This is a genomic window from Gluconobacter japonicus (assembly GCF_002723975.1).
GTDB lineage: Bacteria > Pseudomonadota > Alphaproteobacteria > Acetobacterales > Acetobacteraceae > Gluconobacter > Gluconobacter japonicus.
The window spans coordinates 1-10,779 of sequence record NZ_BEWO01000041.1; the positions used below are offsets into that span (position 1 = coordinate 1).

Annotated in this window: 11 protein-coding genes and 3 pseudogenes; 6 read left to right on the plus strand and 8 right to left on the minus strand. The window is 51.9% G+C overall.

Annotated elements, in window-relative coordinates; translation table 11 throughout:
• Positions 1–499, plus strand: a 499-nt coding sequence (locus tag GJA01_RS14375; protein ID WP_145993805.1) for an integrase core domain-containing protein, incomplete at its 5' end; no start/stop codon positions are given.
• Here GJA01_RS14375 and GJA01_RS15175 read toward each other — a convergent pair.
• Positions 483–695, minus strand: coding sequence for a hypothetical protein (locus GJA01_RS15175; protein WP_145993806.1), 213 nt, complete (start codon positions 693–695; stop codon positions 483–485). The genes GJA01_RS14375 and GJA01_RS15175 overlap by 17 nt on opposite strands.
• Before the next feature lie 276 nt (positions 696–971).
• On the opposite strand from GJA01_RS15175, the pseudogene GJA01_RS14380 reads away from it, so the two are divergent.
• A pseudogene (locus tag GJA01_RS14380) lies at positions 972–1,817 on the plus strand (IS5 family transposase); the annotation flags it as partial.
• A 112-nt stretch (positions 1,818–1,929) separates the two neighbouring features.
• On the opposite strand, the pseudogene GJA01_RS14385 reads toward GJA01_RS14380, so the two are convergent.
• The 4 genes and pseudogenes from GJA01_RS14385 to GJA01_RS14400 all read right to left on the minus strand — a co-directional run.
• Positions 1,930–2,271: pseudogene (locus tag GJA01_RS14385) on the minus strand (transposase); the annotation flags it as partial.
• Between the two features lie 239 nt (positions 2,272–2,510).
• Complete coding sequence (locus GJA01_RS14390; RefSeq protein WP_010505745.1) at positions 2,511–3,914, minus strand: aminotransferase-like domain-containing protein; 1,404 nt, start codon at positions 3,912–3,914, stop codon at positions 2,511–2,513.
• Complete coding sequence (locus tag GJA01_RS14395) at positions 3,914–4,495, minus strand: redoxin domain-containing protein (protein WP_253783044.1); 582 nt, start codon at positions 4,493–4,495, stop codon at positions 3,914–3,916. Before GJA01_RS14395 ends, GJA01_RS14390 begins: the two co-directional genes overlap by 1 nt.
• On the minus strand, positions 4,492–4,980 hold the full coding sequence (locus GJA01_RS14400) for a hypothetical protein (RefSeq protein ID WP_062502400.1): 489 nt from the start codon (positions 4,978–4,980) through the stop codon (positions 4,492–4,494). Before GJA01_RS14400 ends, GJA01_RS14395 begins: the two co-directional genes overlap by 4 nt.
• Positions 4,981–5,610: 630 nt before the next feature.
• On the opposite strand from GJA01_RS14400, the pseudogene GJA01_RS14405 reads away from it, so the two are divergent.
• Positions 5,611–5,862: pseudogene (locus GJA01_RS14405) on the plus strand (transposase); the annotation flags it as partial.
• 2 nt (positions 5,863–5,864) lie between these two features.
• Here the strand turns inward: GJA01_RS14405 and GJA01_RS14410 are convergent.
• Complete coding sequence (locus GJA01_RS14410; RefSeq protein ID WP_062502365.1) at positions 5,865–6,854, minus strand: IS481 family transposase; 990 nt, start codon at positions 6,852–6,854, stop codon at positions 5,865–5,867.
• Positions 6,855–7,589: 735 nt separating this feature from the next.
• Between GJA01_RS14410 and GJA01_RS15355 the strand changes: the two genes are divergently transcribed.
• Together GJA01_RS15355 and GJA01_RS14420 are read left to right on the plus strand one after the other, a co-directional pair.
• A complete protein-coding gene (locus GJA01_RS15355; protein ID WP_156470251.1) occupies positions 7,590–7,754 on the plus strand; it encodes a hypothetical protein in 165 nt (54 codons plus the stop codon).
• Between the two features lie 90 nt (positions 7,755–7,844).
• Positions 7,845–9,052 (plus strand): IS3 family transposase gene (locus GJA01_RS14420; protein ID WP_099282468.1). Its coding sequence is split into 2 segments (ribosomal slippage): positions 7,845–8,103 and positions 8,103–9,052, totalling 1,209 coding nucleotides; the frame shifts between segments, so codons are not numbered across the junction.
• On the opposite strand, the gene GJA01_RS15765 is transcribed toward GJA01_RS14420, so the two are convergent.
• Together GJA01_RS15765 and GJA01_RS14430 are read right to left on the minus strand one after the other, a co-directional pair.
• Positions 9,032–9,178, minus strand: a complete 147-nt coding sequence (locus GJA01_RS15765; protein ID WP_216634280.1) for a transposase — start codon at positions 9,176–9,178, stop codon at positions 9,032–9,034. The genes GJA01_RS14420 and GJA01_RS15765 overlap by 21 nt on opposite strands.
• A 250-nt stretch (positions 9,179–9,428) precedes the next feature.
• Positions 9,429–9,884: a hypothetical protein gene (locus GJA01_RS14430; protein WP_082785164.1), complete on the minus strand. Its 456-nt coding sequence runs from the start codon at positions 9,882–9,884 to the stop codon at positions 9,429–9,431.
• A gap of 138 nt (positions 9,885–10,022) precedes the next feature.
• On the opposite strand from GJA01_RS14430, the gene scpB reads away from it, so the two are divergent.
• Positions 10,023–10,547 (plus strand): SMC-Scp complex subunit ScpB, encoded by a 525-nt coding sequence (gene scpB / locus GJA01_RS14435; RefSeq protein WP_253783046.1) that lies wholly within the window; start codon positions 10,023–10,025, stop codon positions 10,545–10,547.
• The last annotated feature ends 232 nt before the right edge of the window (positions 10,548–10,779 follow it).

Sequence of the window (10,779 nt, forward strand, 5' to 3'; positions counted from 1 at the left end):
GAAACGGGGATTTCTCTATCTCGTGGCGATCATGGACTGGTTCACGCGCAAGGTCCTGTCCTGGCGTCTGTCGAACACGATGGACGCGGAGTTCTGTATCGAGGCGCTCCGGGATGCGCTGATGCGCTACGGCACCCCGGAAATTTTCAATACTGACCAGGGCTCACAATTCACGACGCCCCGTTTTACCGGGCTCCTGGAAGAGCGTCAGATCCGTATCAGCATGGATGGACGTGGGCGCTGGCTGGATAACGTGTTCATCGAGCGTCTGTGGCGGTCGATGAAATACGAATGCGTCTACCTGCACGCCTTTGAGACCGGATCAGAACTTCGAGTGGGGCTCACGAAATGGATCACCCATTATAACGGGCAGCGTCCGCACGCAGCACTGGCTGGACGCACGCCCGATGAGGCGTATCATGACGCGCCGACGCCCTCTGGTCCGGGGTTAACCCCGGACCAGAGGGCCAACAGCAGCGCCGTCAGAATGGCGGCATGACAACAACCGGGTATAGCTTATTCAAACCCAAAAACTGTCCGAACAGACGGGTAAAGCCTTGCCGAAAGTAATCACGGCGATCGCGCGCGAGCTGGTCGGCTTCATCTGGGATATCGGTCGCCGCGTGCAACCAACCTGACACGGCTTCCTTCGCCCGGTCATCGGACCTGACGGGCGTGCCGCGAAGACCAGGCAAGATGGGTAATCCTCGTTGTAAGCTGGGGCAGGTTTCGACCGACGCCCGTCTATAGAGAGAGGAAGGCCCACGACGGAAATGGGAAATGCGGTAGCCAACCCGCGGATGAGAGCATGATCAATCGTCGTCGATCGGCTCGCGGCACACCCGTCAGGTCCACTATCAGTTTTTGGTCACACCAGACACCAGTCATGGTGTAGGCTTCTTGCAACTGCACTCCCCTAATGACGGTCATGAGAGCTTAGACACCTGTCCGAAAAATGGGGTCCACCTCTGGAATACCTGATCAACGATCGCCTCTCCTTTATGCGTTTCCTTGGTCTGGGACTTTCAGATCGGGTGCCCGATGCCAAAACAATCTGGCTGTTCCGTGAACGCCTGACACAGGCGGGGGCCATTGAAAGACTGTTTGAGCGCTTTGATGCGACCCTGCGCAGCGCTGGGTATCTGCCGATGTCAGGCCAGAACCTGGATGCCACGCTCGTAGCGGCTCCGAAGCAGCGCAATACAAACGCAGAGAAAGCGGATCTGCGAGCAGGCCGTATTCCTGAAGACTGGCAGGACAAGCCCTCCAAACTGTCGCACAAGGACAGGCATGCACGATGGACGCTGAAGTTCACGAAGGCGAAGCAGCAGGATGATGGAACCATGCCATCCAGCGATCTTGCCATCCCGTTCTTTGGCTACAAATCCCACGTCTCCATCGATCGGAAGTTTCGGTTCATCCGAAAATGGAAGACGACGGATGCCGCCGCCAGTGATGGTGCGCGATTGAGAGAGGGGCTGCTGGATAAAACCAATACGGCCTCAAGCGTCTGGGCTGATACAGCGTATCGCTCAAAAGCCAATGAAGACTTCATGGAAAAGCATGGCTTTGTCTCAAAGGTTCACAGGAAGAAGCCGCATCTCAAACCCATGCCACTCCATATCCAGCGGTCCAATGCAGGAAAGTCCATGATCCGCTCGCGTGTCGAGCATGTTTTTGCCGACCAGAAATCACAGACGGGATTGTTCATCCGAACTGTCGGTATTACCCGGGCCACCATGAGGATCGGGCTGGCCAATATCGTCTACAACATGCGCCGCTTCCTCTTCCTGCAGCGGATCAGCACCACAGCGTAGCTCTCAAGCGGGTAACAGCTCCCAATCTGCTCAAAACGCAGACCGGATGCCATCGCAAAAACCGTCAATCAAATCGCCAAAAGCCAGAAATTACCCGCCAAGCACATCAATCAACGGTTCTTCGATCCCTCCAGATTGTTTTGGCATCGGGCACCCGATCTGAAAGTCCCAGACCAAGGAAACGCATAAAGGAGAGGCGATCGTTGATGAGATACTCTGTCCGCTCATCAGACAAATTGTTGAGCGTCTGGATCACCAGGATCTTGAACATCAACACCGGATCAAATGGCGGTCGCCCGCCCTTGCTTCCATCTCAATAGGCCAGAGCCTTCTCCAGATCAGGGCGGAACACCTCAAAATCCACAGTCCGGGAAAACGCTTCAAGCTGATCGCCAAGACCGCTCAAACGAGCAAGCCGCTCTTCAACATCAAAGAAACCAGGCTGTTTCATTATTCATTCATCCACCCAATCACCACAGGAGGTATGGAATCACAGATACGCACTCAAAACCATGGAGTTTTTAGAACCCTCCAGGTGATTTTTGCCATAGATCGCGCTGACCGGAAAATTTGTTTGAAAGGCGAGATGGACGTTTCTCTATACCAATCTACCAATAATAAAAAATGCAAAATAATTACTGATATTTTTAGATATACATATTAATGAAAATTAATATTCTAGAAATTAAAATATCAAACGACCGATATAATATTATTATCCATTCTATATTGAAGTATAATAGAAATATCTCTCATCGCTTTCTCAACGTCATCTATATTATCTATACTCCCTAAAGAAATTCGAACATTTTCTGATGTAGAGCCGCACACTGCAAATACACTACTCGGTAGAAGCGCCAACCCTCTATGATGAGCATAGGCGACGAAGTCAGAGCTGTTCCACCATGAAGGAAGATGTAGCCAGATATGTGGTCCGTTTGGGTTCATTCCAGGACGATCACCCAAGATATTTCGGGCAATAGACTGTCGAAGACGTAATTCGCTTTTGATGCCAGCAAGAATAGTCCCTGCTAGTCCAGACTGCATCCACCGAAGAGTGAGAGCGCTGAGCAAACCGGCATTAGTTAAAGAAAATGCCCGTACTGCGGTGATAAAACGCTGATGAATTTCGGGATTTGGAAGGGCAACATAGGCTGTTCTTAATCCTGGGCTGAGAACCTTGGCGAGCGTAGCAATATAGATAACGCGCCCACGTTCAAGAGCGGATAATGCGGGAATTGGGGTATCCAGAAGCAGGCTATAAGGGTCGTCTTCAATGACATAGATGCCTGCGTCATGCGCAATTTTCATAAGGGACTGACGCCGCGACAATGGCAGCGTTATCGTTGTCGGGTTCTGGATGGTTGGGGTGCAGTATATCGCCTTGGGACAATGTATCTGACACGCTTCTTCAAGCGCTGCAGGCAGAAAGCCCTGTTCGTCTCCGTCCACACCGACAAGTAGAATTCCAAGCTGGTTCGCGACAGCACGGAGTCCAGGATATGTCATTTTTTCGGTGAGGATGATATCACCTGGCGAGGTCAGAACACTGAGCGCAGCTGCAATCGCGGTTTGCGCTCCAGGTGTAACTACAATTTCATCAGGACGCCTGTGGCCTATGAGCGGTTCAATCCATTTTGCTCCTTGGCAGCGTTCATCATAAGTCCCTCCAGTTACCCGGTAGGACATAAGGCTGCTTATGCTCTGACTTTTGAATAAGGTTTGAAAATCAGCCTGCATTGATGTTGCAAGAGAAGGTCGGTTTGGCACAGGGGGCAAGTTCATCGTCATATCGACAATACTTGTCCTGCTAGCCTGCCATTGTCTGGTGGACGCTCCTATTCGGATGAATGTTCCGCGACCGACGGTGGCGTCAACCAACCCGATCTGATGTGCCTCCCGAAAAGCACGGGTGACAGTGGTAAGGTTTGTACCAAGGGAGGTGGCAATCATCCTCTGAGTGGGAAGACGATCGCCCTCTCGCAATACACCCTGCTGGACTGACAATACCAAAGCCTGAACAATGCCTTTGTACAACGGGCCCGTGGTCTGTTCTACAATCTCGCGCCAGCTTCGTAGAAGTTCGTGCGTCTTCATTACTTATTTTCCGGAGAAAGGTCATAAAACCACTTTCGATTACGGAGAATAGATTTTCTGTTCAAAGGTATATCCTTAATCGTTCTATCCCCCGGACCCCAGCCTTCCGGTGTTTTAGAGGACGAACCGCTGACTTCAATGAGAGCCAACATAGCCCTTTTGATTTCCTCGATATTAAACGTCAGACGACGGTCCAGACTAAAGTGCCATCTGCATCGAGCTTGCTTGTCGACAACAACTGCAGCTTTTGCATTTGCGACGCCATATGCTTTGAAAACTTCTGCTGTCGGATCCTCGCCAATCATTGTGGTGACTTCGCGTCCGTACACCGTCTGAATAGCCTTTATCCAACCCAAATTTACATGGATACTTGATTGAGAAATTAAAAGAACGTCGATATTGTTTTTAGCGTAAAAATCTGAGCACCCATCAATATTCATAATATCCTGGGTATCGGAAACTGAGAATGGAGAAGGCAGAAATACAATTAATTTGAAAGTCTGCTGTGTTGGCTCGAAACCATATTCACCTTCGGTGGTCCGCAAAGAAAATGCCGGACAGTGTTCATCCAGCCGCATCATGCTCTCCGGGAGAATCTTCCAAGCGTCACAAACATCCTGTCGAATACAGGGCCGATGAAATAACCGATCATGATGGAAGCAAATGTCAGAGGCCATGCCCATACACTATATGGCATGAACCAAGGTTGCCATTGGAAGACAGAGAGGACGGCAATCACGATCAAAACAAATCCCCATAATGATGGCGAAATCAAAGGCGAGAAGTAACGACCGTAGATTCCGTTATTTTTTTCTGAAATAACCTTTGATATACCAATATGGTAACAAAAAATCATCGAAGAAACAAAAGTTCCGAAAAGAGCTAGCCAGCTGGTATGAAAATAACCCTTATCATCAATAGATGTATAATATAAAGCTAAAGCAACATAGACATGAGCAAGAAATAGACCAAGTGTCATTCCAATAAGTCTATTTTTTAGAGTTCCTTCGGCTTCCGCATTTGTGTTTGGATAAACTTCCTCTGGGGTTATTTCATTTTTTTTCATGGTTATACTCGCTTTATACGGTTTTCCGGATGTAAATTTGAGGGTCTTAGAGAAAGAAGAATTAACTTCTGACAGTATTGTCTGCTTATTTGATGATATTTTCAAATCTTTGAACCCATACAAATTCTAATGTATGCCATACAAAGAGGTTCAATTTATGTGATTTTCCCAAAAAAAAGGGTACAATCAAGAAATGCCTTTTCGAGAAGATTTTTTATTTTAAATAACCGACTGAAAACACTTTATAATATACATTAAAATTAATTAACCATAAAATGGTATTGTTCCATTTAGCCTCTCTCTCAGACTCTGTGAGAAGACTGAAGATGAGTGATTTTTGGGCTGACGGATGCCCAGATTCAGATGGAGCATCTACGGTCCTTTTCTCAAAAAATCATGATGGACCCGCGTTGATGACTGCCGGAAGTTGAGCCGCATCATTCTTGCCAATCAAAATATCCTGCTTTGGCGTGATACGCCTTGAGAGTGTGATCCAGATATAGGGCACTCTCCAATCTTTGGAGGCGCTGGAGCGCCAATAGAGATCTTTATACCCGTATAATGAGCGGCTTAGGGTCTGTTAGGTCTTGAACAACAGAACGGACTGAATAGCTGTTTATGATGAGCATTATGCAGTCTGTCTTTTCCGATACCGCATGGTCCGTCCGGGAGCCTTTGATCGAGGAAGTCCGTCCGAAGGGGAAGACCCCACCGAAGAACCTTCGACGGACGATATCTGCGATTTTCTGGCTTCACCAAAACGGTGCGAAGTGGCGTGCCTTGCCATCTGAATTTGATCCCTGGTGGATTGCCGCACAACTGCTCATTCGATGGTCGAAACTCGGTGTGTGGCAGCGCCTCTTTGAAAAGGTTAAAGACAGGGACTAGCTGTCAGGTTGTGAGACGTCATTGGCGTAAACCATGATACGGTCGACGTCGTTCATGATACTGACTTCTGTCATAGTTTTATAGCTTAGATTACGCAGACGTGGTCTCTGCCTGAGGCGCTCGGCGACTTTGGCGGTAGGCGAAAGGCCGCCCAGAACTCGCTGTCGGCGCAGGTTATAGGCGTGATTGAACCCATGCAGCAGGACTTCGAGATCCGTGTGGTGTGCGACGTTGATCGGCAGAACCTCGGTTGCGATGCGACCGTTGAACCGCTCGACCATCCCGTTCGTCTGAGGAGAATACGCTCTGGTTCGCCGACGATCGACATTCTGACAGGCTTTCTCGAAGGCGTCTGCAGTGAAGCACGAGCCTCGGTCGGTCAGGATATGCGTGATCCGGAAAGGAAAGGCGGTTTTGACGGTCTTTAGAAAATCGACGGCATTGGCAGCATTCTCGGCGTCGTAGACGGCCAGATGCACGAAACGTGAGCAGCGGTCGATCGCGACATACAGGAAGCGTTTACGGGCCTCGCCATCTTTGGTTTGCAGCTTCGGCAGATGCTTCACGTCGATATGGACATAGCCCAGGTCGTAGTCCCGGAATGTGCCGTCGCCGCGCACGGGACAAATTTTCTCCTTCGGCGGCCGTCGGTTGAGCCCTGCGTCCTTAAGAATACGCCAGACGCTATCTCTGTTGAGGTGAGGCAGGAAGTGCCGCAGCACGAACGTCAGGTCATCGAGCCCGAATTCGGTGGCGCGACGAAGATGGCAGACAATCGCGCGCTCTTCCTCGGTCGTTTTCCAGGCCAGTAACCGGGGCTTACTGCTTCGATCCGTGCATCCCTCGGCTCCACGCCTGCACCATTTGCGCACCGTCTCGTCGCTGACGCCGAAGCGTCGCGCCAACACCCCGGTCCCTTCCATCGAGCGTGCGATTTCGGCCCGGACGACAGGTGTGGTGCGGGCTTGCGGATGGATCTGATGCATTAACAATCACTCCGGCGTTCAACGTCAAACCAGGGGGCGTAAGCGGCAATAGCCCACGATACGCTGTCCCAATGACGTCTCACAACCTGACACCTAAGACCGACGATCAATCGGCAATGAGCCACATATCAAGAGATTATTCTTGTTTTTCTATAGCATTGATTTTAAAAGGAATTATTACGTTAGAATAATTTATTTCAGCTAAATTGTCGACATTGTCCATTCTCAGGTAAAGAGGATGACACAATCGCCCTAAATACCTCGGAGACGGTAGTCGGAAGGCTGCCACGATGGCTTTTCAAAAAATGAGTCGGTCGAGATGGCCAAGGGTGATGTAGATCAACGGCCTAGCATTCTCTCAAGGACTGTTGATCATCTTTGATCGGCATCCTAGCCACGCTCCACCAGAGGCTTGTCGAGACGAACACCGATGGCGCGGAACAGCGGTTCGAAAACCTACTGATCGTTAGCCTATCTGGGCTTCAGGATGAAGGCGAGCAGTAGGCAGCGGGCATGTAATTGGATTGTAAGCCCTCTCTGCAACCGGCCAAGCGCGTCGACTAAGGCCAGCACCTTTGTTATCACGATGGTACAGTGATGGACGCGAATCTCTGTGCTGTCGATCATATCCGCTGATCGATTACGGCCGACCAGATCGACCAGCGTCTCCAGAAGCGTATCATACACGCGCTGGTCGTCTCAGCCGAAACACTGTTTTACACTTGCCGTAGCCGGATGGGACATGACGTCACTGCACGCCTGTCCGAGCCATCCACATCATGTCGTCGAAGAACCGCCTATTATCAACAGTCGGACGACAGTGGCGGGATGCGGACACAACTCCAGCGCGCGATCGTCGGTATCGACCAGAGCATGACGCTCGCGGTCTATCATCCGTAATATGTGACTCATCCCTTCGAACACACCTGACGTGCCCCCCGGAAATGTAACCAATTAAAAGTAGAGTCCGATCGAGAAGGCTACGGACGAATGAAACGCAGTCGTTTTACGGAAGAGCAGATCATAGGGATCCTGAAGGAACAGGAAGCCGGGGTGAAGGTCTCAGATCTTTGCCGCAAACACGGGATCAGTGACGCGACGTTCTACAAATGGAAGACCCGTTATGGTGGCCTTGAGGTATCCGAGGCCAAACGGCTGAAGGCGCTGGAAGATGAAAACAGCCGCCTGAAACGTCTTCTGGCGGATGCCATGCTGGATAATGCGGCCCTAAAGGAAATCGTTGGAAAAAAGTGGTGACGCCTGTCGCGAAACGGCAGGCGGCCCGACACATACGGGAGGCTCTGGCCCTGAGTGAACGCCGTGCCTGTGCGCTTGTTGGTGTTGCCAGGCGTGTCGCGCGGTATGTTTCTACCGGAGCGGACGATGCTGCCCTGCGACAGCGCCTGCGGGAACTGGCGGACCAACGCCGCCGCTTTGGCTATCGCCGCCTGGGGTATCTTCTGGCGCGGGAAGGCTTCAGTCCCAATCACAAGAAGCTGTTCCGCCTTTACCAGGAGGAAGGTCTGAAAGTCCGTCATCGGGGCGGTCGAAAGAGGGCACTGGGAACGCGCTCTCCCATGACCATCCCCCAGGAACCCGGACAGCGCTGGAGCCTGGATTTTGTCTCGGATGCCCTGATCTGTGGCCGCCGGTTCCGCATTCTGGCTGTTATCGACGATTTCAGTCGTAAGAACCTGGCACTGGTTGCCGACACATCGCTGTCAGGCGGACGTGTGGCGCGGGAACTGACGGTGCTGGTGGAGCGATATGGCAAACCTCTCATGATTGTCAGCGACAACGGGACGGAATTCACATCCCATGCCATCCTGAAATGGGCCGATGAGATGAAGATCGAATGGCATTATATCGCCCCGGGGAAACCGCAGCAGAACGGGTTTGTCGAAAGTTTCAACGGCCGATTGAGGGATGAATGCCTCAACGAAACGCTGTTCACCTCCCTCAGCCATGCGCGACAGGTTCTGGCTGACTGGCGGGAAGACTACAATACGGTGCGTCCCCATTCCCAACTGGATGGCAGGACACCGGATCAGATCGCCAGACAAGGGTCTCGGGGGCATGCCCCCGAGACCCTTGTCATCCCATCAACCCAAAGCCATAAAAATACCGGAACTCTCCTTTTGAGTGGATACAAAAAAGGGGGCACGTCACATGTCCCGTCAGGGACATCCAGTGCGTAGGATGTTCAGCATACCACTGAGAAAACGGCGGTTATCTCCGGACGGGCGCGCCCAACGTCCACGCTCAGAAGGCAAAAGCGGACCAATTAGCGCCCATTCCTGATCCGTCAGATCGCCTCGTGCCATGCCTATTCTCTCTCTCTCTGCTCGTGACCCCACAGGCAGGAGGTGAATCAGATCTCAGGCAGATCGTATAGATCTTTTGTCAACGTGACCTAACCCACCCGCCATCCAACGCGGGTAAATTAATTTGCCATACAGCGTCTCATGAGTTGGTCTCTATAAAAACCATCTACGAGCTCGAATTCAAACGAGGAGCTTCAACATCCCGTTTATAAAACATTTCACGGCGTAAAAAGCAGACATAAGATACAGCTCAGAACGGCTCATTCCTGTCACGTGTTGCTCCAATCCGATAAGGACCTTCGAAAAAGTCCCCTAGCGCCAGACGCCGCCGCAAGGTCAGGCGTCGTTGAGCCAGATGATACATCCTGTCGTGCAGCAGATGGCAGCGTTGACAGAGTGCACGCAGATTGCGCCACCGGTTGCTGGTGGGGTCGTGATTTAGATGCGCCGCTGCCAGAACTACCTTCGTCTGTCGCATTTGCAGATGCTCGATCAGGTCCGGGGGTGAAACCCGTCTGCCTCGGCCATTGAACCAGTGCCCTGTTTCCGGATGTTTCCATCGGCCACCCGGTAAGACCTGAAGGAATTGTCCATGGGGTCGACCACACCGCTGGCACAATCCCCTAGCCCGCTCGAACCGCACCTGTCGGCTCAACTCGGGCCAGTTGAGAGGATATAATGCTTTCAGTTCCGGTCGGATCGGCATTTCTATCCTTTAGCACAAAAACAACGTTTAACGACGACGTCTTGCGGAGCCTGGCCGCCTCCTCTCCTAGAAAAGATCCACCCCGAGCATATCGCAACCCCTGGTGGAAAACGGAAAACCAGCCTTATGCTCTCGACCATGACGTCCTCTGTCTCCGATCCCGTCCGTCTCGCCGAAGCCCTCCTCTTCCAGAGCAGCGGCCCTGTGTCCCGAATGACGCTGGCGCGGGCTCTGGGAGAGGACGTAGAGATCGCCCAGATCCTGAGCCAAGTGGCCAGGCGCACCGAGGGGCTGGGATTTGAGTTGGTCGCGGTTGGAGACGGCTGGATGTTTCGTACCGCCCCCGATCTCGCAGAGGCCCTGACAGAGGTACTGGAGAAACCACCAGAGCGCTTACCCCGCGCCGTACTCGAAGTGCTGCTGCTGATCGCTGCGCGTCAGCCGGTCACGCGACCCGAGATCGAAAGCTTCCGGGATGCCGCCCTCCCCCAGAAAACCCTGGCCCTGCTGCAGGAGAAAGGCCTTATTCGCAGCGTCGGCCGCAAGCCAGTGCCAGGCCAGCCGCAGCTTTGGGGGACGACCGAGACCTTCCTCGTGACCTACGGCCTGAGATCCCTGGCGGAGCTGGATCCGCTGCTCGAAGGCCTGAGAGGTCCGCTTTAGGCCCTTTAGGGCTCGTTCTGAGGAAATTTTGAGACTATTTTTTATTTTTATGACACGTGGTAATGTTCTCTTACCGCACTTTAAAAAAAGCCGGATAATGGCGGATAAAGCAGAAAAGCCTCTATGTAACGCGCGCACCAAAATTCTTACGATCTTGGCATTAAGTTACCCCAATTCGTCCAAAAGGTAATTCTCCGTCTTTTTTCTAAATAATGCCCCTTTTTCCTGACCT

What these genes read in the sequence shown, in the direction of transcription:
- GJA01_RS14395 (WP_253783044.1), bottom strand. Translation starts at nt 4,495, where the DNA reads ATGATGCGGCTGGATGAACACTGTCCGGCATTTTCTTTGCGGACCACC.
- GJA01_RS14400 (WP_062502400.1), bottom strand. Translation starts at nt 4,980, where the DNA reads ATGAAAAAAAATGAAATAACCCCAGAGGAAGTTTATCCAAACACAAAT.
- GJA01_RS15355 (WP_156470251.1), top strand. Translation starts at nt 7,590, where the DNA reads ATGGGACATGACGTCACTGCACGCCTGTCCGAGCCATCCACATCATGT.
- scpB (WP_253783046.1), top strand. Translation starts at nt 10,023, where the DNA reads ATGACGTCCTCTGTCTCCGATCCCGTCCGTCTCGCCGAAGCCCTCCTC.
- GJA01_RS14430 (WP_082785164.1), bottom strand. Translation starts at nt 9,884, where the DNA reads ATGCCGATCCGACCGGAACTGAAAGCATTATATCCTCTCAACTGGCCC.
- GJA01_RS15765 (WP_216634280.1), bottom strand. Translation starts at nt 9,178, where the DNA reads ATGGCACGAGGCGATCTGACGGATCAGGAATGGGCGCTAATTGGTCCG.
- GJA01_RS14410 (WP_062502365.1), bottom strand. Translation starts at nt 6,854, where the DNA reads ATGCATCAGATCCATCCGCAAGCCCGCACCACACCTGTCGTCCGGGCC.
- GJA01_RS14390 (WP_010505745.1), bottom strand. Translation starts at nt 3,914, where the DNA reads ATGAAGACGCACGAACTTCTACGAAGCTGGCGCGAGATTGTAGAACAG.